This window comes from Inquilinus sp. YAF38, from assembly GCF_052113205.1.
In the GTDB taxonomy this organism is placed as follows: Bacteria; Pseudomonadota; Alphaproteobacteria; order DSM-16000; family Inquilinaceae; genus Inquilinus.
Genome location: NZ_JBFRCU010000109.1, coordinates 1 through 22,147 on the forward strand (window position 1 = coordinate 1; position 22,147 = coordinate 22,147).

Below are 22,147 nucleotides of genomic sequence, written 5' to 3' on the forward strand. Positions count from 1 at the left end.
GCGCTGGCGGCGGCGCTCGGCGGCGGCGCCGGCTACACCGCCGCCGACCTGGCCACCGATGACGGGCCGCCGGCCCTGGTCCGGGCGGCGCTGGCGCGGCACGGCCGGATCGACGCGCTGGTCAACAGTGCCGGCATCACCGCCACGGTGCCGCACTCCGATCTCAAAGGGGCGACACCCGAGCTCTGGCGCCGGCTGCACCAGGTCAATGTCATCGCGCCCTGGCTGCTGGTGGCCGAGGCCGAGGACGCGCTGCGGCGGTCGGCGGCGGCGCGCGGTCGGCCGGCGGCGGTGGTCAATATCGGCTCCCATGCCGGGGCCCGGCCGCGCGGCGCCTCGGTGCCCTATGCCGCCTCCAAGGCGGCGCTGCACCACGTCACCCGCCTGCTGGCCAAGTCGCTGGCGCCGGCGATCCGGGTCAACGCCGTCGCTCCCGGCCTGGTCGACACGCCGATGACCGCGGCCTGGACCGAGGCGCAGCGGCTCTGGGCCACCACGGCTCCGATGCAACGCCCGGCGCAGCCGGAGGATGTGGCCGAAGTGGTTTTCGGCCTGATCCGCTCGGACTATGTGACCGGCGAGATCGTGATGCTGGATGGCGGCCTCAGCCTGACCTGACCGGCCACCCCAGACGGGGGATTGGGAACCGCCCGCAGTCGTGGAATACTCTCTTATGCATATTTGACGTGATTTGCGAGGGAGAGGATGCGGCGGACCGGCTGGTGGGCCTTGCTTCTGTGCGGCGCGCTCGGCGCCGGCCTGCTGTTCGTGGTCTTCGACGCGCTCTGGTCGGACCCGTCACCCTCCGCAGGCGCGGACCTCAACTCCGCGACTCAGGTCGCGACCGTCCCAACCGAACCCGCCACTCGATCGGACCCGTCCCCGACTGCCGGAGCGGCTCCTGTCCTCGGGAGCCAGGTTGCGGCGGCCCACCCTGCCCAACCTGCCACCCGCGCCAAGCGGTTCATGGTGGCGGCCGGCGATCCGGTGGCGGCCCAGGCCGGCTACGACGTGCTGGCGGAGAACGGCACCGCGGTCGACGCCATGATCGCGGTGCAGCTGGTGCTGAACCTGGTCGAGCCGCAGTCAGGCGGCATCGGCGGCGGGGCGCTGCTGCTGCATTTCGACGGGCGGTCGGGCCGGCTGACCTCGCTCGACGGGCTGGAGACGGCGCCGCGGGATGCCGATGGCAGCATGTTCCTCGGCTCGGACGGCCAGCCGATGTCGTTTGCCGCCGCGACCGCCGGTGGCCGCGCGGTCGGGGCCCCGGGCACGCTGCGGCTGCTGCTCGAGGCACACAAGCGCTGGGGCAGGCTGCCGCTGACCCGGCTGTTCCGGCCGGCGATCGACTTGGCCGAGAAGGGCTTTACCGTGTCGCCCCAGTTGGCCGGCCAACTGACCGGTGACACGGCGGAGCGGCTGAAGCGGGATCCCCGGGCGCGCGACTATTTCTTCCCCGGCGGCCAGGCGCTGCAAGCCGGCCAGACACTGCGCAACCCGGCCTTCGCCGACACCCTGCGCTTCATCCTGAGCAACGGCGACTCGCCCTTCTATCTCGGCCCGATCGGCGCCGACATCGTCGCCGCGGCCCAGGGCGCGTCCGGCAATGCCGGCCGGCTGGCGCCGATCGACCTGGAGGTCTACCGGGTGGTCGAACGCCAGCCCGTCTGCGTCCCATACCGCGGCTGGCGGGTCTGCGGCGTGGGGCCGCCGAGCGCCGGCGGCATCGGGATCGGCCAGATCCTCGGCATGCTCGAGCACGTGAAGATGTCCACGATCGACCCCGGCGCGGGCGATGCCTGGCACCTGTTCGCCGAGGCCGGCAAGCTGGCCATGGCCGATCGCGACCGCTATGTCGCCGATCCGGATTTCATCCTGGTCCCGACAACGAGCCTGATCGACAGCGGCTACACGACTGCGCGGGCACGGATGATCCTGGCCGACCGGGCGGCGCCCGTGCCGGTGCCGCCAGGCAACCCGCCGCGGCGCGCGGGACAGGAGCGCAGCGTCAATTCCGCGGCCGAGCCGTCCAACACCAGCCATGTCTCGATCGTCGACGCCGATGGCAGCGTCGTGTCGCTGACCAGCTCGATCGAAGGCGCCTTCGGCTCGCATCTGATGGTGCGCGGGTTCCTGCTCAACAACGGGCTGGCCGACTTCTCCTTCGTGCCTTATGCTGGCGGCCACTCGGTGGCGAACCGGGTCGAGCCCGGCAAGCGGCCGCGCAGCTCGATGGCCCCGACCATCGTGCTGGACCGCACCGGCCGGCCGGTGCTGGTGATAGGGTCGCCCGGCGGCGCCCGTATCATCCCCTATGTCGCCCAGGCTATCATCGGCGTGCTGGATTGGGGGCTGGACGTGCAGCAGGCGATCGATCTGGGCCATGTCGTCAACCTCAACGGCCGGACCGAGCTTGAGGCGGGTACGGCTGCCGAGGGGCTGAAGGACGGCCTGGCGGCGCGCGGCCACGACGTGGTGGTGATGGAGCAGCCCAGCGGGCTGCAGGGCATCCAGATCGGCCCGGACGGGCTGGTCGGCGGCTCCGATCCGCGGCGCGGGGGCGTCGCCATCGGCCGGTAGGCGGCTTGATGCGTGCGGCATTCACCCTTTGGCTCGGCCGCGCCGGCACCGCCCTGCTCGATGCCGTGCTGCCGCAGCGCTGCCTGTCCTGCGGCGCCGAGATCGTGGCGCCGGGGGCGCTGTGCGCCGCCTGCTGGGGGCAACTGGCGTTCCTCGGTCCGCCGCAATGCCGGCGCTGCGGCCTGCCCTTCGACCATGGGGCGGCGGAAGGGGCGGGTGACGACCCTGTCTGCGGCAACTGCCTCGCCTTTCCGCCGCTGTGGGACCGGGCCCGCGCCGCCTTCCTTTACGATGATCTCAGCCGCAAGCTGGTCCTGGCCTTCAAGCATGGCGATCAGACCCATGCGGCGCCGGCCTTCGGCCGCATGCTGCAGCGGGCGGCGGCGCCGTTCCTGGCCGAGGCCGACGTGATCGCGCCGGTGCCGCTGCACCGCTGGCGCCTGTTGCGCCGGCGCTACAACCAGGCGGCGCTGCTGGCGCTCGCGCTCGGCCGCGAAGCCGGCCGGCCGGTGGCGCCCGATCTTCTGGTGCGGCGCCGGCCGACGCCCAGCCAGGGCGGGCAGGACCGCCGGGCGCGTCGCCGCAACGTCGCCGGCGCTTTCGCCGTGCGCCCCGGCCGCGAGGGGCTGGTCGAGGGAAGGCGTGTCCTGCTGGTCGACGACGTGCTGACCACCGGCGCCACCATCGACGAATGCGCCCGGGCGTTGCGGCGCAAGGGGGCGGCCGGCGTCGATGTCGTCACCCTGGCCCGGGTGCCGCTGCCTGGAAGCTGAGGTGCGCCCAGGTCATGGGCGCCATTCGCTGGACGCAGACCCCTGGCATCGTCAGGTGAATGACCTCATATTCGAAGGACTCTTCGGAGGATCCGCATGCCACTCGTCACCGTCTATTCCAGCCCGTTCTGCCCCTACTGCTACATGGCCAAGAAGCTGCTGACCCAGAAGGGCGTCGGCTTCGAGGAGATCGATGTGGTGGCCGAGCCGTCGCGGCGGGAGGAGATGCGGCAGCGCGCCAACGGCCGCAACACCGTGCCGCAGATCTTCATCGGCGCCACCCATGTCGGCGGCAATGACGACCTCCAGGCGCTGGAGCGTGCCGGGAGGCTCGACCCGCTGCTGGCCGAATCCGCGCCGGCCTGATCTGGCTTCGAGGCGAAGGATGACCCGCTTCACCGCCGCCTGCGTTCAGCTCAATATCGGCACCGAGATCGAGCCGAATCTGCGGGACGCGGGGGCGCTGATCCGGCGGGCCCGCGACGCCGGGGCGACGCGAATCGCCACGCCCGAGAACACCGGCCTCATGGTGGACATCGACTTGGCGCGGGTGGCGGAGGCGCGCGACGCCGTGCCGGCTCTGCGCCACGATCGCCGCGTCGCCCCGTCCGGCCCGCCGCTGCGCGCGGCCGGGGAATAGCGCGGGAGCATGGCGCTCGAGCGCTACGCGGTGCTGAAGGGGCGCCCGACCGACCGCCGCCTCGCCGCCGAGGGGTCGACCCACTACCACATCCGCGTCGATGCCGGCGGCCGCGACCATCGGGTGGCGGTCAACGTCCAGGGCTCGGCCTGGCCGTCGGCGGTGGAATATGTGCTCGACGCCGATTTCGACCATCCGCTGACCGTCCGGCTGGCGGCGCTGGCGCCGGGCCTGACCGCGATCCCCAAGGGGCAGGGGCTGGACTATGTCCGCGACGGGCTGTTTGACCGCTCCCACATGCGGCCGCTGCCGGCCACGCGGCCGGGGCCGGACAATGACCTGAACGAGAAGATCGACCGCATCGTCGCCCGGGCAATCCATGAGCCGGACGCCATGCTCTACGCCTTCGGCGAGCCGTTCGGGCCGGACCCGGTGGCCGATCACGGCTTCGGCTTCGCCCCGTCGCGCGGCATGCACAACATCCACATGAACCAAGGCAGCCCGGAAGAGCGGTTCCGTGGCGACAATGCCATCGGCCAGGACGGCGCCCTGCTGATCGCCTTCCCGCAGGGGCGCTGGGCGGCGCTGTTCCTGAAGTTCCAGTCCCAGTCCTGGCAGACCGACGACGCCACCGGCCACCCCCGCCAGCCGGAGCAGGCCCGGCGCCGCCGGATGCAGGCCTGACGCCCGGTGGCCCGCCGGGTTGCCTGATGGCCGCGGCTGCCGTATGGTGCGCCGCCGACCGATCCAAGGAGAGCAAGATGACGACGTTCATGTCCCAGCAGAAAGGAGTTCCCACCCCTCGCAAGGACATGACGCTTCATGTTGTCCCGAATTCGGAGGTCGCCGGCGCCTCGAGACGCCGCACCTAGCCGCCTCGCTTTCCCGCCGCGCAGCCCGGCTGCCGCGGTCGACGTTTCCCAAATCCAACCCGCCTCGACCTCACGCGAAGTTCCGCGTGCCGTCGCCCTGGCGCGGCTGCGCAAGTTCCTGTCCGCCTACCGGCCGCACCTCCCGCTGCTGGCGGCCGACCTGTTCTGTGCCGTCGTCGTCTCCGCTACGGCGCTGATCCTGCCGCTCGGCGCCAACATCGTCACCTCGCGGCTGACCGGGAACGCCCCCGGGGCGCTCGGGGAGGTCTACGTCCTCGGCGCGGCCATGCTTGCCGTGGTGCTGCTGCAGGCGCTCAGCAACCTGTTTGTCGACTACCAGGGCCACGTCATGGGCGCGAAGATGGAAAGCGCCCTGCGCCGCGAGCTGTTCGAGCACCTGCAGAAGCTGTCCTTCGGCTTCTACGACCGCCAGCGCACCGGCCAGCTGATGAGCCGGATCACCAACGACCTGTTCTCGCTGGGCGAGCTCTACCATCACGGGCCCGAGGACTTGGCGATCGCGGTGCTGAAATTCGCCGGGGCGATCGCCATCCTGGCCTGGCTCGACCTGCCGCTGGCCCTGATGATTCTGGCGGTGCTGCCCTTCGCGGTCGCCTATGCGCTGCACTTCAACCGCCGCATGAACCGGGCGCTGCTGCTCAGCCGCGAGCGGATCGCCGCGGTCAATGAGCGGGTGGAGGATTCGCTCGCCGGCATCCGGGTGGTGCAGTCCTTCGCCAACGAGGCGGTGGAGACCCGTCGTTTCGAGGCGCAGAACGCAGCCTTCCTGGACAGCCGCCGCGCCGGCTACCGCAGCGAAGCCTTCTTCTCGATGGGGACGGAGACGTTTCCGCAGCTGATCACCGTGATCATCATCGTCGCCGGCGCGGTCCGGGTCGCCGAGGGCCAGCTCGCCGTCGCCGACATGCTGACCTTCCTGCTCTGCGTCGCGGCGCTGGTCGACCCGGTGAAGCGGYTGGCGAACTTCGCCCGGCTCTGGCAGGAGGGCTACACCGGCTTCACCCGGATGATGGAGATCCTGGAGGTCGAGCCGGACATCCGCGACCGGCCCGGCGCGGTCGATCTGGCGCGGCCGCGCGGCGCGATCAGCTTCCGGGACGTCGGCTTCCGCTACGAGGACGACCGGCCGCTGGTGTTCCGCGACCTGTCGGTCGACATCCGGCCCGGCGAGTTCGTTGCCCTGGTCGGCGCCTCGGGCGGCGGCAAGAGCACGCTCTGCGCCCTGATCCCGCGCTTCTACGAGGCGACGGAGGGCCAGATCCTGATCGACGGCACCGATATCCGCGACGTCACCCTGGCGTCGCTGCGGCGCGCCGTCGGGGTGGTGCAGCAGGACATCTATCTGTTCGCCGGGACCGTCGCGGAGAACCTGCGCTACGGCCGGCCGGACGCGACCGAGGAGGAGATCGTCGCGGCGGCCCGGGCGGCCAATGCGCATGATTTCATCATGGCGCTGCCGGACGGCTACGACACCGATGTCGGCCAGCGCGGCGTCAAGCTGTCCGGCGGCCAGAAGCAGCGCCTGACCATCGCCCGGGCCTTCCTGAAGGACCCGGCAGTGCTGATCTTCGACGAGGCCACCAGCGCGCTCGACAACGAGAGCGAGCGGGCGGTGCAGGAGGCGCTGCTGGACCTGGCGCGGGACCGTACGACGCTGGTGATCGCCCATCGGCTGTCGACGGTGCGCCACGCCGACCGGATCCTGGTTCTGACCGACCAGGGCATCGCCGAGCAGGGCACGCATGAGCAGCTGCTGGCCACCGGCGGCGTCTATGCCGGGCTCTATCGGGTGCAGGCCAGCTTCTAGAACGACATCGGGGCGCGACGATGCCGTCGCGCCCCGATCCGCTGCGGATCGAGCTCGCCGCCGGGTTCAGTCGAACGGGCGGAAGCCCTGCCGGGCGAGGGAAAGGTCGTGCTCGTCGACCACGCCGTCGCCGTCGACATCCAGATTGGTCGACTCCCAGCCCCCGGACGGGCCGGTGCCGGGCTTCACCGCCGCGGTCCGTTCGGCCAGCTCGGCCTCCAGGGCGTCGATGACGCGCGGATCGGTGGTCGGGTCCGCTTCCAGCGCCGCGATGTGTTCCTCCAGGGCCCGGATGCCGGTTTCCTGCGGCGTGCCGAAATTGCCCTGCATGGCGCCGACCCGCGCGCCGTAACCCAACTCCTTGGACAGTGCGACCGAGGTGGAAACCCGGGCACCGTGATTCCGGAATGTTCCGTCATCGAGCTGCCGCGCCCGCCCCGGGCGGCTCACGGCGACATCGGTGTCGTCGTCGAGACTGCTGTCGGCCGGCGCACCCGATGCCCGGTCGACCGAGCCTCGGTCGGCGCTCTTGCCGCGGGTGTCGCCGGCATCGCTCTTGCCGCCGGCATTCCCGCCGCCGCTGTTCCCGCCCCCATTGCTGCCGCCGTTCCCCCCACCATTCCCGCCGCCGTGCCCGCCGCCATTCCCGTCTTTGACGGTGATCAGCATCGGGTTCGTGTCCGACGGGCCGGCCATGGTCCACGTCGCCGCCGTCGCACCGGACGCGTAGAGCAGACCGACGGCCACGGCGAAGGGAAGCGTCGCGCGAGAGAAATGGCGCACGGGGATCTCCAGGGTGGTGGGTGCGGGTGGCCTGAGCCATCCGTCTCACATCCCAGGACGATCGAGAGCCGAGACAAATTCCCGGAAGCCGGGAATTCAGCCGGAACAATCATCACCACAGATACGGCACCAGCCGGGCGGTGCTTCGGCTGTAGTCGGCATAGGCCGGGCCGAAGGCTTCAGCCATGAAGCGCTCCTCGATCACGATCTTGCGCAGGAAGGCGGCGGCCATCAGCGCCAGGGCCAGCACGGCGCTCCAGCGGTCATTGGCGACGACGGTGCCGATCATGGCCAGCAGGACGCCGGTGTAGATCGGGTGGCGCACCAGGGCGTAGGGGCCGCTGCGGACCAGCTCGTGGTCCTGCTTCAACGTCACCGTGCCGCTCCAGTTGCCGGCCAGGTGCATCCGGGCCCAGACGGCGAAGCCGAGGCCGGCCGCGATCAGCACGGCGCTGATGACGGGGAAGCTGGGTCGGTATGAAACAATCGGTGCTGCCAGCGCGGGTCCGGCCATTCCTGGCCGGATGAGCAGCGCTACCGCCAGGACCAGCGGCAGGATGTGCGACACGCGGGACGCGACCGATTCGCGGCGTCGCACCGGCTTGGTGCCGACCGCGGCGACATACCAATAGACGAGCCAGGCTCCCCACAGGCCATTGATGACGAACGCCATGGAAATCTCCGCGTTCATCCCCTCCCGGCGGTCATTCTAGATCGGTCTGCTCAGCCCAGGGCTGCGATCCGGCGCCGCAGCGCCTCCAGCCCGTGGTCGCGGATGCCGAGCGCGACCAGATGGTCGAGGGTCGAGCGGAAATACTCCTCGCAGCTGCCAAGTTGGCCGCAGGCCCGGGCCAGCACCTGCGCCGTCTCCTCCTCGCTCAGCCGGCCGGCATAGCGCGGTTGGGTGCGGTCGATGGTGAAGGCGATCGCCCGCACCGGGCCTTCGGGCGTCGCCGTGGTGACCCAGCGCGGGGTGTAGGACGCGGTCACCATCTCGCGCCGCCATATCAGGTCCAGCTCCTCCTCCACCGCCGCGGCGGCGATGCGGAACACCAGGCCGCGGCAGGTGCCGCCGCGGTCCAGGCCCAGCACCAGCCCCGGCCGATCCGGCGTGCCGCGGCCGAGCTCCGTCCACAGGCAGAAGCGGCGGTGCCAGCCATGGATCATCCCGGTGCGCCGCTCGACGAAGTGGAAGGCCGGGTTCCAGATCAGCGAGCCATAGGCGAACACCCAGACATCGCCGCCGGCGGCCTGCTCGGTCGCCAGGATCGCCCGGCGCGATTCGGCCAGCGCCTCGAAGGACAGGATCTCCGCCGCCGGGTCGGCGGCCGCGATCATGCGCTGCAGCACGCCGTCCTTCAGCGATTCGCGGGTGATGGCGGTCGGCTCGGCGACCGTCGGCACTTCGCTCACGGCGTCTCCCACCGGCCGGTGTGGGCAGAGCGGAAGACCGCGTCGATGACCTGCATGTTGGCCAGCGTGTTCTCCAGCGGCACCGGCTGCTCGCCGCCCGTCAGGATCGCCTCGGCGAAGGCCGCGGCGGCGACGCCGTACTGGTCGCAGGCCGGGACCTCGATCGGCTTGATGCCGTCGCCGAACAGGCTGGACCCGTCGTCCAGGAAAAGGCGGCAGGGCCGGTCGCCCGGGGCGTTGAACGGGATCTCCACCTCGATCCGCCCCTTGGTGCCCAGGAACTGCATGCGCTGGTAGCCGGGGATCTGGGTCGAATAGACGAAGCTGGCCTGGATCCCGTCATAGTCCAGCAGCACGCTGCCCAGCCGGTCGACCTTGAACACCGGGTCGCGGTCCAGCAGCGACACCACCCGGCGCGGCTCCCGCCCGGTGACGAAGCGCGAGGTGGTGATCGGATAGCAGCCGATGTCCAAGAGACCGCCGCCGCCGATATCGGCCTTGTTGCGGATGTTGTTGGGGTCGATGTTGCGGTAGGTGAAGGCGCCCGTGACGGCCCGCAGCTCGCCGATCGCGCCCTCCTGCACCAGCTCCCGCACCTTCAGCCATTGCGGGTGGGTGCGCACCATGAAGGCTTCCTGAATGCGCCGGCCGGTCTTGTCGCGCGCCGCGATCAGCCGCCGCGCCTCCTCGGCGTTCAGCCCGATCGGCTTCTCGCACAACACATGCTTGCCGGCCTCGGCGGCCTTGATGGTCCACTCGACGTGCAGGTGGTTCGGCAGCGGGATGTAGACCGCGTCGATCTCCGGGTCGGCCAGCAGCGCCTCGTAGCTGTCATAGGCCACCGGCAGCCCGTATTTCGCTGCCGCAGCCGCGGATTTCTCGGCCGAGCGCGAGGCGATCGCCTTGACCCGGCAGTGCCGGGCCGTGGCCATCGGCGGGACGACCTTGTCGTTGATCTTGGCGGCGCCCAGCACGCCCCAGACGATCGTTCCTTCGGCCACGCCTGTCTCCTTCGACTGCAAATTCCGGCGATCGTAGCCGCTCCGCCAGATGATGAGGAGCGTTCAGGGCGCGGGCAGGGGATGCGGTTCGGGCGACCCGGCCAACGCCGGCACCGGCGTCCGGTCGGCGACGGCGCACAGCCGCTGCACCACCGCGGCGCGGGGAGAGGCGACCTCGCCATGCTCATAGGCCACCACCTGCAGCCGTCCGGCCACGGCCTCCAGCAGCTCTCCCGCCTTCAGCAGATAGGCGGGGGTGGACGGGCGGCCGAAGCGCTGGTTGCCCTGGGCGAAGGTCTCGTAGATCAGCACCCCACCCGCGGCCAGCGTCTCGACGATCGCCGGCAGCAGCGGCCGGTGCAGGTAGTTGGCGACGACGATGCCGGCGAAGCGGCGCCCGGCGAAGGGCCAGGGCCCGGCCTCGATGTCGGCCTGCACGATCTCGACCCCCTCGGCGCCGGCCAGATCCGCCACGCCTTGCAGGTCGATGTCGACGCCGGTCACGGCATGGCCGTGGGCCCGGAAATGCCGCAGGTGCCGGCCGCTGCCGCAGGCGAGGTCGAGCACCGGAGCGGTCTTCGGCACCAGCGGCGCGAAGCGCGCGACCCAGGCGGACACAGGGGGGATATGCGGCATCGGCGGGATCTGAGGCGTCATTTTCTTTGCGGCCCGTGACGGACCATCGTATGACAAAAGCGGAGCATGGAATGCGATGATCCTGTACGAATTGCGATGTGAGGGCGGCCACGGCTTCGAGGCCTGGTTCCGCAACAGCGACACCTATGACACGCAGGTCGCGGCGGGCGAGGTCAACTGCCCGATCTGCGGCAGCGGCTCGGTCGAGAAGGCGCTGATGGCGCCGGCGATCGCCAAGCGGTCGGCGGCTAAGCGCTTGCCGGAAGACGGGCACCGGACCCACACCACCATGGCCGAGGCCCGCCGCGAGCTGGAAAGCCTGCGCCGCCGGATCGAGGAAAACTGCGAGTATGTCGGCGACCGCTTCGCCGAAGAAGCGCGCAAGATCCACCATGAAGAAACCGGGCACCGCGACATCTACGGCGAGGCGACCGAGGCCGAGGCGCGCGAGCTCGAGGAAGAAGGCATCGGCGTCGCCCGCATTCCCTGGGTGTCGCGCACCGATTCCTGATCGGCGCCGGCCGGGCAGCCCGCCATCACCATCATTTGGCTGGAACGGTGATTTCTTCTCGCGTTCCGTGCGTCGCGCCTTGTCACCACCTCTCCTTACGGGTTAGTGGGGTGTATGCTGGGGCCGTCGGTTCATGCCGTCGAGTCTCCACGGCGTGCCCCTGATCCTATGGCGCGGGCTTATGAATATATGTCTTTTGTCTAACAATTACCGGACGATGTTCTTCGAAAGGATCGGGCGCGGCCTCGAGCGGAAGGGGGTCGGGGTCTTCTGGATCGCGGCCAGCCGGCGATGGGCGGACGCGCTGATCCAGAAGGGCTGGCGCCGCGACCGGATTCTCTGCCTCGCCGATTTCAAGGATGAATGGCGCACGGCGCCGACGCCGGACCAGGACGATCCCGGGCTGACCGAGCTCGAGACCGGCGGTCTGGCCGCCAACGAAGTCGTCCTGATGGACCGGGAGCTGTGCAAGCGGCCCTATGGCAAGGCCTATCTGGCCGTGGCCGCCCGGGAAATCTCGCGCTTCCTGCAGGCCCACGACATCCGGGCCGCGTTCGGCGAGCAGACCTGGGCGTTCGAGCTGGCCACCAGGCTGCTGTGCAAGGTCCAGGGGCGGGGCTATTTCGTCCCGGCCACCGTGCGCGTGCCGTCCGACCGCTTCGGCTTCTTCACCGACCACAGCCAGACCGGGATCTATGAGGTCCGCAAGCCGGACCGGTCGGACCGCGAGGCCGCCGACGCCATCCTCGAGGCGCTGCGCGGCCGCACCTATCGGCCCTACTATTTTCACATCAACAACAAGATCCGGTTCTTCCGCAGCCACTGGCTCGGCGAATCCATGGTGCAGACCTTCTCCAAGGCGACGGACGGCGACGAGACCCTGCCGACCCTGGCACATCGCTCGCGCTGGCGCTTCAGCCGGATCGTCAACACCTACCGGGTCCGCTGGCAGAAGCCGTTCGAGCGCGACGGCATCCCGGGCACGCGCCCCTTCGTGCTGGTGACGATGCACATGCAGCCGGAGGCGTCGATCGACGTCGTCGTCCACCGCAAGGCCAACCAGATCGAGAATGTCCGGGCCCTGTCGCGGGTGATCCCGCATGGCTGGGAGATCTACGTCAAGGAGCACTCGAACGCGCTCGGCTTCCGCCCGCCGCGCTACTATGACGAGTTGCGGCGGATCCCGGGCGTCCGCCTGGTCGATCCCCATGCCGACACGTTCCGGCTGATGGAGGCGGCGAAGCTGGTGCTGTCGCCCTCGGGCACGGTCTGCCTCGAGGCCGGCCTGCTCGGCCTCAAGGCCGGGACCTTCGCGCCGATGTACTTTGCCCCGGTGATGTCGCCCGGCACGATCGACCTGTCGGCGCTGACCCGTGCCGGTTTCGAGCGGCTGCTGCAACGCGACGACCGCGACGGCCGGGCCGAGCCGGCCGTCTTCCTGAGTTGGCTCTACGCCCAGTCCTTCCCGGGCCGGGTCGGGGATCCGGTCCACGACCCTGGCAGCATGACCGAGGAGAACGTCGCGATCGTGGTCGATGGATTCATGACGCTGCTCCGGACCGTCGAGGCGCGTCGGCAACTGGATGCGAGCGCGGCATGACCCTCGCCAGCGAGCATCATCGCCTCAGCCCCGTGCCCAGCGCCGCCGACATAGCGCCCGACCGCCAGCGCCCGACCGAAACCATCGCCCAGGAGTTGATCGGTTCGGCCTGGCGCCGTAAATGGCTGGTCGCGTTCATCACGGTGGTGATGATCGGCCTCGGCGTGGCCTGGGTCGTGATGGCGCCGAAGCGCTACACCTCGCGGCTCGTCATCATGCCGACCGAGGCGTCGCAGCAGTTGTCCGATCTGCTGCGCAACGCCGGCTCCTCGGTGATCGCCAATTCCCTCACCAGCCTGACCGGCAACGAGCAGATCACCTATTTCGACCGCTTCTCCAAGCAGCTCACCTCGGTGAACACGGCGTCGGCGCTGAAGGAGCATGCCGGGCTGATTGAGAGCCTGATGAATCTGCGCTGGAACGACCAGAAGAAGTTCTGGGAGGCCGATTCGTTCCTGACTCCGGTCAAGGCCTATTTCGGCCTCGACACCGATGTCGACACCAGCGCCCAGGCGGTCGCCGAGTTCCTGCGCAAGAATCTCACCCAGGAACAGGACCGGGATTCGCCGATCACCACCCTGTCGCTCGACGCCGACGACGCCGAGGTGGCGCGCCAGACCCTGGGCTATCTGCACCAGTACAGCGACGATCGGATCAAGCAGGCGATTTATCAGCAGACCCAGAGCAAGCTCGAATACCTGCAGCGGCGGCTGCAGAACGTCACCGTCAACGACTATCGGCAGACCCTGATCGGCCTGATCTTGGACCAGGAGAAGATCCTGATGCTGATCCAGCCGAACCTGCCCTTCGCCGCCGAGGCGCTGGAGCCGCCGGAGATCCTGTCCGAGCCGACCTCGCCGAAGAAGGCCCGCATCCTTGCCGTGGCCGCGCTGCTCGGCCTTGTGCTCGGCACCTTCTTCGCCTATCGCCTCGACCGCAGGCGCCGGGTCTGAGGTAGTTCATCGCCAGCCAGACGGCCCTGGATTGCTTCGCTGCGCTCGCAATGACGGTGTTGGGATTTCCGGAAAGATCTCGCCTGCGAGATCTTTTCAGAACAGCAATCCATCGCTTTGTCGTCATTCTCGCGAAAGCGGGAATCTCTATCCGGACGGCGTGACGAGATCCCTGCTTTTGCAGGGATGATGGATTGAGGGATTCTGAAAAGGCCTCGCCTGCGGTAGAGGCCGGCACCGGACCGTCACGACTAGGCAGTCTGGCTGATGGGGCGGAGCTCGGTTCCGAGGGTCCGCTGCACCAGGTCGCGCAAGCCCTCCTCCAGCGACCATTTCGGGGTCCAGCCCAGCGCCGAGCGGATCTTGCCGGTGTCGGCGGAGAGCGATGGGCGGTCGAACTTGCGGAACTGCTTCTTGTCCTCGACCACCGGCCGCGCGTCGCCGACCAGGTGCCGGATGATCTCGACCACGTCGCGCACCGGCGTCGGCACCGACGAGGCGACGTTGAACACCTCGAATCGGCCGGTGTCCTGGAACAGCGCGGCGGCGGCGGCCTCGGCGATGTCCGAGACATGGATGAAGTCGCGGGTGGCGCCGAGATAGCCCATGCGGATCTCCGGCTCCGACCGGTCGCGCATGCGCGCCAGGGCGTCGGGGATCAGATGCGGGTTGGTCTCGCCCGGGCCGAAGGCATTGGCGAAGCGCAGGGCCACGCCGGACAGCCGGTCGTTGGTGCGGGTGGCGTAAGCCAGCAGGTCTTCGCCCAGCAGCTTCGACAGGCCATAGGCGTTGACCGGGGCGGGCTGGTCGGTCTCGCGATGGACCCGGTCGACCGCGGCGTAGACGTCCATGGTCGAGGCGAAGACGACCTTGCGCGCCGGGGTGCGCTCGAGCGCGCGCAGCACCAGCTCGGTGCCGCGGACATTGGTGGCGAAGGTCTCGTCCGGATGGCTCATGCAATAGGGGATGAAATGGATCGCGGCGAAATGGATGGCGCCGTCCGGCTGGAACTCCTCGGCCACCGCCATGAGCTCGGCGCTGCTGCAGGTGCCGAGATCGAGGCGCTTGAGCACCACCTCCCCGGGCAGCGAGCTTTCGCGGCCGAAGGACAGATTGTCGATGGCCAGGATCTCGTGGCCGTCGCGCGCCAGGCGCCGGGTGATCTGGCTGCCGATGAACCCGGCCGCACCCGTGATCAGAATGCGCATGAATCCTGGACCTTCACCTTTGAAATTCCGGCCACGGTCCGGGCCTCGATCTGTTCCGCGAGCGCCTGCCAATCCAGCTCGTCGGCGCGATCCAGCCCGCGCCGGGACAGTTCTTCCCATCGATCCGCGGCGCTGATCAGCCCGCCGATGAAAGCCTCGGTCTCCGGCTCGGTGACGATGCCGCAGCCGTAATGGTCGACGACGTCGCTGGTGCCGTTCCCCGGGAAGCGCGCGGTCACCGTCGGCAGGCCGCTGGCCATGGCCTCGGCGACGATTCGCGGAAAGCCCTCGCGCCGGCTCGGGATCGCCAGCAGCCTGGCCCCGCTCAGCAGGTCGATCTTCTGCTGCTCGCTGACCGCGCCCAGAATCCGGATCTGCCCTGCGGCCGGCGAGGCGGCCGCATGAGCGCGCAGCGCCGGCATGTCGGGACCGTCCCCGGCGATCACCAGCGCGTCGCCGCCCAGCGGCCCGACCTGGTTATGGCCGGCCGTCTTCAGCCGGGCGAAGGCGTCGATCAGGAAGGTCAGGTTCTTGTGCGTGTTGATGCGGCCGAGATACAGGATGTCGCGGCGCTCCGCCGCCGGCAGGCTGCGATAGGCGGCCCGGCGGATGCCGCTCGGCAGGTAGAACACCGGCCGGCCGGAGACGGCGCCGATGTGGTTGCACACCGCCGGGCCGACGCCCATGTTCTGCCCGCTCAGGCGCGGCAGCATCCACTGCATGAAACGGTAGAAGCGGGCATCGCGCACCTCGCACCAATCGACGATGGCGCGCTTCCGGGCGCTGCGCGGCGCGAAGGCGATATGGGCCAGGGGCCATTGGTTGAACAGGCTGAGGTCGAAGCTGCGCGTCTTGAGAACGCTTCGCACCCAGGTCGCATATTTCAGTATGGTGACCGGATTTCGAGGCAATACACGGGATTGTGGCCGGCGATAGTGCTCATCCACGGGAAAACGATGGACATCAATGCCGCCCAGAGTTTCCCGTTTCAGCAGATCTCGCCGATGCGCGATACAATATACCGAGACATTGTGGCCACGCTCCCGAAAAACTTGCGCGAGTTCGGCAAAGCGAATTTCCTGCCCGCCAATGCTCGGAGGATACAATTCGGTGAAAATCCCGATATCCATCCCTGCCCACCAGCGAAGGCGCACAATATAGCATGTGCTAATTTTTTGAACTCATAAACAAGAATTAGATAGCACAGGGTGGACTGGCGGCAACAACAAAATCCACGGCAGAGGTGGCATCAGCCTCCGTTCGGCTCGGCTTCGGACCGGCGCGGCCAGGCGTCGAGCCACAGCTGCTCGGCCAGGGCCTCGCGGAAGTTATGCTGTGGGGTATAGCCGATCGTCCGTCGCGCCGCGTCGATGGCATAGACCCGGTCGATCGTGGCCGGCAGCCGCCAGCCGAGCTGCCGGTAGGCACCTTCGACGAACGGGTGGTGCCGACGCAGCGCCGACAGCGGGTCCCGGCGCAGCTGGCCGCAATCCTCCGGCGTGAACGGGCTGGCGGCGGCGATGTTCAGCACCGCGGTGTCGCCGCCAGGCCGTTCTGCCGCCAGGATGTGCGCCGCCGCGACGTCGCGTGGGTCGACGCCGTGGTACAGCCGGTCGTTCACAATCTCATTCGCCGGCGCCGGGAAGAACCGGCCGCAGCGCAGGATCAGGCAGCCGTCGGGGAACGACCCGGCAGCGGCCAGGACCAGGGCCTCGGCGTCGCGCTTGCTCGCCTCATAGGGCGTCTCCGGCGCCGCCGGCAGCGTCTCGGTCACCCAGACCGCGGTGCCGGCATCGCGGATCGCGCCGCCGTACAGGGCGGTGGTGCTGGTCAGCACCAGCCGCCGCACCCCGGCGTCGCGCGCCGCGGCGACCACCGCCTCGGTGCCGCCGACATTGATTCGCCGGATCTCTCCGGTCAAGCCCGGCCCGGCCGGGCCGCCGTTCAGCCCGGCCGTGTGGATCACGGCACGGGCGCCGCGGAAGGCGCGGCGCAGGGTCACGCCATCCAGGATGTCGGCGCGATGGGTCACCGTCGGCGCCTCGGCCCGGTCGATCCCCGCCACCGGCCCGCCGCATAGCAGCGAGGTGACGATGCGGGAGCCGAGATAGCCGGCGCTGCCCGTGACGACGATCATCCCGGCTTGGCAGCCGTCAGGATGTAGTTCACCGCCAGATGGTGCGGCGCCAGCCGCCAGCCGCCGCGCGGATCGGGCACCATGCCGGCGATGTCGCCGACCTCCAGCCCGGCCCGGCGCAGCGCCGCGGCCAGCTCGTGCGGCTTCAGGAACTTGCGCCACTCATGGGTGCCGCGCGGGATGATCCGCAGCAGGTGCTCGGCGCCCAGGATGGCGACGGCCCAGCTGCGGCGGGTGCGGTTCAGGGTCGACATCACCAGCGTCCCGCCCGGTCGCAGCAGCGTCGCCAGGGCCTGGCAGAAAGCGTCGACATCGGCGACATGCTCGACGATCTCCAGCGCCAGCACCGCGTCGAAGCGGGCGCCGGACGCCGCGAGATCCTCGGCGCTGCTGCAGCGATAGTCGATGTCGAGGCCGGATTCGGCGGCATGGGCGCGGGCGACGCCGATCGCCTCCGCCCCGGCATCGACCCCGGTGACCGTGGCGCCGAGCCGGGCCATCGGCTCGGACAGCAGGCCGCCGCCGCAGCCGATGTCGAGGGTCCTGAGGCCGGCCAGCGGCTTCGGCGCCAGCGGGTCGCGACCAAGGCGGGCGCAGATCCGGTCGCGGATATAGCCGATGCGCAGCGGGTTCATGCGGTGCAGCGGGCGGAACTTGCCGTCCGGGTCCCACCAGTCCGCCGCCATCGATTCGAAGCGGGCGATCTCGGCGGAATCGATCGTCGCCGCCGGGCTTTGCGCCATGAAGAAGGGTCCTCGTCTTTAAACCTTGCATCCCGGCAGCGGCGCCGCACAGGGGACGTTGCGTCGGTCTCGGCGACGCAGTATGGGTAGCGGGCCTCGCGGCCGCAATGCCGGCATTCCGGCCCGCGGCGCCCCTGTCACTTCAAACCCGCGGCGGCCGATGGCGCGCATTGTTCAGAAGTTTGGCGGCACGTCGGTCGCCGATGTCGAGCGGATCAAGAACGTCGCCCGTCGGGTGCAGGCGGAGGTCGCGCGCGGCAACCAGGTCTCGGTCGTGGTGTCGGCGATGTCCGGCGTCACCAACCAGCTGGTGAAGCACTGCAACGACATCTCGCCGCTGCATGATCCGCGGGAATACGATGCGGTCGTGGCCTCGGGCGAGCAGGTCACCTCCGGCCTGCTGGCCCTCGCGCTGCAGGAGATCGGCCTGCCGGCGCGGTCGTTCCAGGGCTGGCAGGTGGCAGTGCACACCGACGGCTCGCACGCCAAGGCCCGCATCCTCGACATCGACGCCCGGCTGCTCGAAGAGTCGCTGGCGCGCGGCGAGGTGCCGGTGATCGCCGGCTTCCAGGGCGTCTCCGATGCCGGCCGCATCACCACGCTGGGCCGCGGCGGCTCCGATACCTCGGCGGTGGCGCTGGCCGCCGCGCTGAAGGCGGACCGCTGCGACATCTACACCGATGTCGACGGCGTCTACACCTGCGATCCGCGGATCGTGCGCAAGGCGCGCAAGCTCGATAAGATCACGTATGAAGAGATGCTGGAGATGGCATCGCTCGGCGCCAAGGTGCTGCAGACCCGCTCGGTCGAGATGGCGATGAACCATCGCGTCCGGGTCCAGGTGCTGTCCAGCTTCGAGGATGTACCGGGAACCCTGGTGGTGGACGAGGACGAGATCGTGGAGAAAGAGGTCGTCAGCGGGATCGCGTACAGCCGGGACGAGGCGAAGATCACCGTCGTCCGTGTGCCGGACCGGCCCGGCGTGGCGGCGGCGATCTTCGGACCGCTGACCGATGCCAACATCAATGTCGACATGATCGTCCAGAACATCTCCGAGGACGGCCAGGCGACGGACCTGACCTTCACCGTCGGCAAGGCGGATCTGGAGCGCGCGGTCAAGGTGCTGTCCCAGCACAAGGACACGCTGGGCTACAGCCACCTGATCCCGGACGAGAACGTGGTCAAAATCTCGGTGATCGGCGTCGGCATGCGCAGCCATGCCGGCGTCGCCCAGCGCATGTTCAAGGCGCTGGCCGAGAACGGCATCAACATCCAGGTGATCTCGACCTCGGAGATCAAGATCAGCGTGCTGGTGGCCGAGCAGTACACCGAGCTGGCGGTCCGGGCCCTGCACACCGCCTACGGCCTGGACAAGGCCTGATGGAGCGGGCCTGATGACCCGGCCGGCGGGCGGGCCCGCCCCGGGCATCGGGCCGTCGCGCCGCCTCCTCGCCCGCCTGCGCGACGTCATGGCGGGGTCGGGGACGGCGCAGTCGCGACTCGACAAGATCGTCAAGCTGATCGCCGCCGAGGTGGTGGCCGAAGTCTGCTCCTGCTATGTCTCCCGCCCGGGCGACGTGCTGGAGCTGTTCGCCACCATCGGCCTCAACCCCGACGCGGTGCACCGCACCCGCCTTCGGGTGGGCGAGGGCCTGGTCGGCGAGATCGCGGCGACGGCGCGGCCGCTGGCCATCGCCAACGCGCCGACCCATCCGAAATTCGCCTACCGTCCGGAGACCGGCGAAGACCCCTACGAATCGCTGATGGGCGTGCCGATCCTGCGCGGCGGTAAGGTGCGCGGTGTGCTGGTCATCCAGAACCAGATGAAGCGCAACTATTCCGAGGACGAGGTCGAGACCCTCGAGACCATCGCCATGGTGGTGGCCGAGCTGATCGTCGGCGGCGAGATCGCGCGGCCGGGCGAGGTGGCCAGCCCGACCGCGGTGTCGCTGCCGGCCCGGCTGCACGGTGTCGCCCTCAGCGGCGGGCTGGCCCAGGGCCTGGCGGTGCTGCACCGGACCCAGATCACCGTGCGCCAGATGGTCGCCGACGACCCGGTGGTGGAGCTGGAGCGCTTTCGCCAGGCGGTCGAGCACATGCACCGCTCGATCGACGACCTGGTGGCCGACCACCGTGCCGTCGGCATCGGCGAGGGCGGCGAGATTCTCGAGACCTACCGCATGTTCGCCGAGGATCGCGGCTGGCTCAGCCGGATCCACGAGGCGATCGACACCGGCCTGTCGGCCGAGGCGGCGGTGCAGCGCGTGCAGAACGACATGGCGGCGCGCATGGCCCGGGTCACCGACCCCTATCTGCGCGAGCGCCTGGTCGATTTCGACGACCTCGCCAACCGCCTGCTACTGCACCTGGCCGGCCACAGCTCGGCCGCGGCGCTTGGCACCCTGCCGGACGACATGGTGCTGATCGCCCGCGCCATCGGCCCGGCCGAGCTGCTCGACTACGACCGGCGGAAGCTGCGCGGCCTGGTGCTGGAGGAGGGGTCGGCGACCAGCCATGTCGCCATCATCGCCCGCGCCCTGGACATCCCGGTGGTCGGCCGCTGCGTCGAGGCGATGCGGCTGATCGAGCCGCTGGATCCGATCGTGGTCGACGGCGACCACGGCAACGTCTTCGTCCGCCCGTCCGAGGACGTGATCGAGACCATCACCAAGGCGATCCAGGTCCAGGCCGGGCAGCGCAAGGTCTATGCCGAGGAGGCGCGGCTGCCGGCGGTGACGCGCGACGGCACCGCCGTGTCGCTGATGCTGAACGCCGGCCTGCTCTCCGACATGCCGCATCTCGACGCGGTCGGCGCCGACGGCATCGGCCTGTACCGCACCGAGATCCCGTTCATGGTGCGGTCGGAGTATCCCAGCGTCGCCACCCAGACCGACCTCTACGCCCGGGTGATCGACCTGGCCGAGGGCCGGCCGGTGGTGTTCCGCACCCTCGATGTCGGCGGCGACAAGCGGCTGCCCTATTTCGCCGAGATCGACGAGGACAACCCGGCGCTTGGCTGGCGCGCCATCCGCATCGGCCTCGACCGGCCGGCGATGCTGCGCCAGCAGCTCCGCGCCCTGATCCAGGGCGCCGCCGGGCGTCCCTTCGGGGTGATGTTCCCGATGGTGGCCGAGGTGACCGAGCTGGACGCCGCCCGGGCGCTGTTCGACCGCGAGGTGGCGCGCGCCACGGCCCAGGGCAAGCCGGTGTCGGACGAGATCACCGTCGGGGTGATGCTCGAGGTGCCGTCGCTGCTGTGGCAGCTCGACCAGGTGCTGCGCGCGGCCGATTTCGTCTCCGTCGGCTCCAACGACCTGATGCAGTATCTTTACGCTGCCGACCGCACCAACACCCGGGTCGCGCAGCGCTTCGACACGCTGTCGCCGGGGCTGATCGCCGCCTTGGCCGAGGTGGCGGGGCGCTGCAATGCCGCCGGGCGGCGGATCAGCCTGTGCGGCGAGATGGCGTCGCGGCCGATCGAGGCCATGACCCTGCTTGGCCTGGGATTCCGCACCCTGTCGATGCCGGCGACGTCGATCGGTGCGGTCAGGACTATGGTCCGCAGCCTGGATCTCGGCCATTTCTCGCGCTGGTTGTCCCAGGTCCGCGCCAATGCTCGCGGTTCGCTACGCCCCGCCATCCGCGCCTACGCCCTCGACCATGACGTTGCAATATAGTGCGGCGAGTCTCGGATTCGTTTTGCTGTGCCGCCGGAATCGTCTTAATAAAGATTGTCGCCTCGGTCGTGGGGGAGTGGGCCTCGACATCATGACAGGGCGACGTGCCGGCTTTCATCTGTAACAATTCGCTCAGCACAAAGCGGCTCGAACAAGATGGCCCAGAGCAATCGGAAACATCTCGCCGTGGTGCATGAGGCCGCGGACTCCCCAGACAACCCTGTCGATGCCGGGGCGGTGGATCACGTGATCGACATGAACGCACCGGTCGGCCAGATCCTCGCCCAGGCGCGCGAGATCGCCGGCTACAGCCTGTACGACGTGGCCGCGGCGCTGCGCATCCGGCACGGGCTGCTGCAGGCGATCGAGGACGGGCGGCACCAGGACCTGCCCGGTCCGGTCTACGCCATCGGCTTCGTCCGCACCTATGCCGAGTTCCTCGGATTCGACGGCGATCAGGTGGTGGCGCGCTTCAAGCGCGAATCCACCGCGGTCGAGAAGAAGCCCGACCTGGTGTTCCCGGCGCCGGTGCCGGAAGGCAGCCGCATCCCCGGCGGCGCGATCCTGATGATCGCGGTGCTGATCGGCGGCTTGGCCTATGCCGGCTGGTACTACCTGTCCTCAGCCAACCGCGACGTGGCGGCCGAGATCGCGGCCCTGCCGTCGCGCTTCGCGGCGCTGCTCGACGGCGGCACCGCGACCGAGCCGAATCCCGGCCCGGTGGTGCAGCCGGCCGCCCCGAACAGCGGTCCCAGCCTGCAGGCGGCCGCCCCCGCGGCCGAACCCGGCCCC

General features: G+C 69.6%; 22 protein-coding genes. 13 read left to right on the plus strand and 9 right to left on the minus strand.

Annotation, left to right across the window (positions count from 1 at the left end; all coding sequences use genetic code 11):
- The 7 genes from AB4Z01_RS31795 to AB4Z01_RS31825 form a co-directional block, all read left to right on the plus strand.
- Positions 1 to 618: SDR family NAD(P)-dependent oxidoreductase (locus tag AB4Z01_RS31795; protein WP_441700300.1), on the plus strand; the 618-nt coding region annotated here is incomplete at its 5' end.
- A 348-nt stretch (positions 619 to 966) separates the two neighbouring features.
- Positions 967 to 2,580, plus strand: a complete 1,614-nt coding sequence (gene ggt / locus AB4Z01_RS31800) for a gamma-glutamyltransferase (RefSeq protein WP_441700301.1) — start codon at positions 967 to 969, stop codon at positions 2,578 to 2,580.
- 8 nt (positions 2,581 to 2,588) lie between these two features.
- Positions 2,589 to 3,353: a double zinc ribbon domain-containing protein gene (locus AB4Z01_RS31805; RefSeq protein WP_441700302.1), complete on the plus strand. Its 765-nt coding sequence runs from the start codon at positions 2,589 to 2,591 to the stop codon at positions 3,351 to 3,353.
- Positions 3,354 to 3,449: 96 nt separating this feature from the next.
- The gene (gene grxC / locus AB4Z01_RS31810) at positions 3,450 to 3,719 is read left to right on the plus strand and encodes a glutaredoxin 3 (RefSeq protein ID WP_441700303.1); all 270 of its coding nucleotides are present in this window, start codon (positions 3,450 to 3,452) and stop codon (positions 3,717 to 3,719) included.
- 19 nt (positions 3,720 to 3,738) lie between these two features.
- The gene (locus AB4Z01_RS31815; RefSeq protein ID WP_441700304.1) at positions 3,739 to 3,993 is read left to right on the plus strand and encodes a hypothetical protein; all 255 of its coding nucleotides are present in this window, start codon (positions 3,739 to 3,741) and stop codon (positions 3,991 to 3,993) included.
- A gap of 9 nt (positions 3,994 to 4,002) precedes the next feature.
- Positions 4,003 to 4,677, plus strand: coding sequence for a DUF2278 family protein (locus AB4Z01_RS31820; protein ID WP_441700305.1), 675 nt, complete (start codon positions 4,003 to 4,005; stop codon positions 4,675 to 4,677).
- A gap of 138 nt (positions 4,678 to 4,815) precedes the next feature.
- Positions 4,816 to 6,693 carry an ABC transporter ATP-binding protein gene (locus AB4Z01_RS31825; RefSeq protein ID WP_441700306.1) on the plus strand — a complete coding sequence of 626 codons (1,878 nt, stop codon included), beginning with the start codon at positions 4,816 to 4,818 and terminating at the stop codon, positions 6,691 to 6,693.
- A gap of 66 nt (positions 6,694 to 6,759) precedes the next feature.
- Here AB4Z01_RS31825 and AB4Z01_RS31830 read toward each other — a convergent pair whose 3' ends face one another.
- The 5 genes from AB4Z01_RS31830 to AB4Z01_RS31850 all read right to left on the minus strand — a co-directional run bounded on the left by AB4Z01_RS31830 (position 6,760) and on the right by AB4Z01_RS31850 (position 10,526).
- The gene (locus tag AB4Z01_RS31830) at positions 6,760 to 7,476 is read right to left on the minus strand and encodes a hypothetical protein (protein ID WP_441700307.1); all 717 of its coding nucleotides are present in this window, start codon (positions 7,474 to 7,476) and stop codon (positions 6,760 to 6,762) included.
- Between the two features lie 112 nt (positions 7,477 to 7,588).
- The gene (locus AB4Z01_RS31835) at positions 7,589 to 8,149 is read right to left on the minus strand and encodes a methyltransferase family protein (protein ID WP_441700308.1); all 561 of its coding nucleotides are present in this window, start codon (positions 8,147 to 8,149) and stop codon (positions 7,589 to 7,591) included.
- Positions 8,150 to 8,199: 50 nt separating this feature from the next.
- Positions 8,200 to 8,889 carry a gamma-glutamylcyclotransferase gene (locus AB4Z01_RS31840; protein ID WP_441700309.1) on the minus strand — a complete coding sequence of 230 codons (690 nt, stop codon included), beginning with the start codon at positions 8,887 to 8,889 and terminating at the stop codon, positions 8,200 to 8,202.
- Entirely contained in the window at positions 8,886 to 9,890 is a 1,005-nt protein-coding gene (locus tag AB4Z01_RS31845) for a Gfo/Idh/MocA family protein (RefSeq protein ID WP_441700310.1), read from the minus strand. The genes AB4Z01_RS31840 and AB4Z01_RS31845 overlap by 4 nt, the downstream gene beginning before the upstream one ends.
- A gap of 63 nt (positions 9,891 to 9,953) precedes the next feature.
- Positions 9,954 to 10,526, minus strand: a complete 573-nt coding sequence (locus AB4Z01_RS31850) for a class I SAM-dependent methyltransferase (protein WP_441700311.1) — start codon at positions 10,524 to 10,526, stop codon at positions 9,954 to 9,956.
- A 76-nt stretch (positions 10,527 to 10,602) separates the two neighbouring features.
- Here AB4Z01_RS31850 and AB4Z01_RS31855 point away from each other — a divergent pair, with 76 nt between their 5' ends.
- From AB4Z01_RS31855 to AB4Z01_RS31865, 3 genes are all read left to right on the plus strand, one after another.
- Positions 10,603 to 11,037 carry a DUF1178 family protein gene (locus tag AB4Z01_RS31855; RefSeq protein WP_441700312.1) on the plus strand — a complete coding sequence of 145 codons (435 nt, stop codon included), beginning with the start codon at positions 10,603 to 10,605 and terminating at the stop codon, positions 11,035 to 11,037.
- A 217-nt stretch (positions 11,038 to 11,254) separates the two neighbouring features.
- Positions 11,255 to 12,637: a hypothetical protein gene (locus AB4Z01_RS31860; RefSeq protein ID WP_441700313.1), complete on the plus strand. Its 1,383-nt coding sequence runs from the start codon at positions 11,255 to 11,257 to the stop codon at positions 12,635 to 12,637.
- Positions 12,634 to 13,590: a Wzz/FepE/Etk N-terminal domain-containing protein gene (locus tag AB4Z01_RS31865; RefSeq protein WP_441700314.1), complete on the plus strand. Its 957-nt coding sequence runs from the start codon at positions 12,634 to 12,636 to the stop codon at positions 13,588 to 13,590. Before AB4Z01_RS31860 ends, AB4Z01_RS31865 begins: the two co-directional genes overlap by 4 nt.
- A 251-nt stretch (positions 13,591 to 13,841) precedes the next feature.
- Here AB4Z01_RS31865 and AB4Z01_RS31870 read toward each other — a convergent pair whose 3' ends face one another.
- The 4 genes from AB4Z01_RS31870 to ubiG form a co-directional block, all read right to left on the minus strand.
- Positions 13,842 to 14,798 (minus strand): NAD-dependent epimerase/dehydratase family protein, encoded by a 957-nt coding sequence (locus tag AB4Z01_RS31870; RefSeq protein ID WP_441700315.1) that lies wholly within the window; start codon positions 14,796 to 14,798, stop codon positions 13,842 to 13,844.
- Complete coding sequence (locus AB4Z01_RS31875; RefSeq protein ID WP_441700316.1) at positions 14,786 to 15,928, minus strand: glycosyltransferase family 4 protein; 1,143 nt, start codon at positions 15,926 to 15,928, stop codon at positions 14,786 to 14,788. Before AB4Z01_RS31875 ends, AB4Z01_RS31870 begins: the two co-directional genes overlap by 13 nt.
- A 119-nt stretch (positions 15,929 to 16,047) precedes the next feature.
- The gene (locus tag AB4Z01_RS31880) at positions 16,048 to 16,935 is read right to left on the minus strand and encodes an NAD-dependent epimerase/dehydratase family protein (protein WP_441700317.1); all 888 of its coding nucleotides are present in this window, start codon (positions 16,933 to 16,935) and stop codon (positions 16,048 to 16,050) included.
- Positions 16,932 to 17,678, minus strand: coding sequence for a bifunctional 2-polyprenyl-6-hydroxyphenol methylase/3-demethylubiquinol 3-O-methyltransferase UbiG (gene ubiG, locus AB4Z01_RS31885; protein WP_441700318.1), 747 nt, complete (start codon positions 17,676 to 17,678; stop codon positions 16,932 to 16,934). The genes AB4Z01_RS31880 and ubiG overlap by 4 nt, the downstream gene beginning before the upstream one ends.
- 160 nt (positions 17,679 to 17,838) lie before the next feature.
- On the opposite strand from ubiG, the gene AB4Z01_RS31890 reads away from it, so the two are divergent.
- From AB4Z01_RS31890 to AB4Z01_RS31900, 3 genes are all read left to right on the plus strand, one after another.
- Positions 17,839 to 19,059, plus strand: coding sequence for an aspartate kinase (locus AB4Z01_RS31890; protein ID WP_429225040.1), 1,221 nt, complete (start codon positions 17,839 to 17,841; stop codon positions 19,057 to 19,059).
- 13 nt (positions 19,060 to 19,072) lie between these two features.
- Positions 19,073 to 21,355, plus strand: coding sequence for a phosphoenolpyruvate--protein phosphotransferase (gene ptsP, locus AB4Z01_RS31895; RefSeq protein ID WP_441700319.1), 2,283 nt, complete (start codon positions 19,073 to 19,075; stop codon positions 21,353 to 21,355).
- Between the two features lie 156 nt (positions 21,356 to 21,511).
- The coding region (locus AB4Z01_RS31900) for a helix-turn-helix domain-containing protein (RefSeq protein WP_441700320.1) at positions 21,512 to 22,147 on the plus strand (636 nt) is incomplete at its 3' end.

Excerpts from the sequence above, each read along its gene's own strand:
- ggt (WP_441700301.1), top strand. The coding sequence starts at position 967 with ATGGTGGCGGCCGGCGATCCGGTGGCGGCCCAGGCCGGCTACGACGTG.
- AB4Z01_RS31805 (WP_441700302.1), top strand. The coding sequence starts at position 2,589 with ATGCGTGCGGCATTCACCCTTTGGCTCGGCCGCGCCGGCACCGCCCTG.
- grxC (WP_441700303.1), top strand. The coding sequence starts at position 3,450 with ATGCCACTCGTCACCGTCTATTCCAGCCCGTTCTGCCCCTACTGCTAC.
- AB4Z01_RS31815 (WP_441700304.1), top strand. The coding sequence starts at position 3,739 with ATGACCCGCTTCACCGCCGCCTGCGTTCAGCTCAATATCGGCACCGAG.
- AB4Z01_RS31820 (WP_441700305.1), top strand. The coding sequence starts at position 4,003 with ATGGCGCTCGAGCGCTACGCGGTGCTGAAGGGGCGCCCGACCGACCGC.
- AB4Z01_RS31835 (WP_441700308.1), bottom strand. The coding sequence starts at position 8,149 with ATGGCGTTCGTCATCAATGGCCTGTGGGGAGCCTGGCTCGTCTATTGG.
- AB4Z01_RS31850 (WP_441700311.1), bottom strand. The coding sequence starts at position 10,526 with ATGCCGCATATCCCCCCTGTGTCCGCCTGGGTCGCGCGCTTCGCGCCG.
- AB4Z01_RS31855 (WP_441700312.1), top strand. The coding sequence starts at position 10,603 with ATGATCCTGTACGAATTGCGATGTGAGGGCGGCCACGGCTTCGAGGCC.
- AB4Z01_RS31860 (WP_441700313.1), top strand. The coding sequence starts at position 11,255 with ATGTTCTTCGAAAGGATCGGGCGCGGCCTCGAGCGGAAGGGGGTCGGG.
- AB4Z01_RS31865 (WP_441700314.1), top strand. The coding sequence starts at position 12,634 with ATGACCCTCGCCAGCGAGCATCATCGCCTCAGCCCCGTGCCCAGCGCC.
- AB4Z01_RS31870 (WP_441700315.1), bottom strand. The coding sequence starts at position 14,798 with ATGCGCATTCTGATCACGGGTGCGGCCGGGTTCATCGGCAGCCAGATC.
- AB4Z01_RS31875 (WP_441700316.1), bottom strand. The coding sequence starts at position 15,928 with ATGGATATCGGGATTTTCACCGAATTGTATCCTCCGAGCATTGGCGGG.
- AB4Z01_RS31880 (WP_441700317.1), bottom strand. The coding sequence starts at position 16,935 with ATGATCGTCGTCACGGGCAGCGCCGGCTATCTCGGCTCCCGCATCGTC.
- ubiG (WP_441700318.1), bottom strand. The coding sequence starts at position 17,678 with ATGGCGCAAAGCCCGGCGGCGACGATCGATTCCGCCGAGATCGCCCGC.
- AB4Z01_RS31890 (WP_429225040.1), top strand. The coding sequence starts at position 17,839 with ATGGCGCGCATTGTTCAGAAGTTTGGCGGCACGTCGGTCGCCGATGTC.
- ptsP (WP_441700319.1), top strand. The coding sequence starts at position 19,073 with ATGACCCGGCCGGCGGGCGGGCCCGCCCCGGGCATCGGGCCGTCGCGC.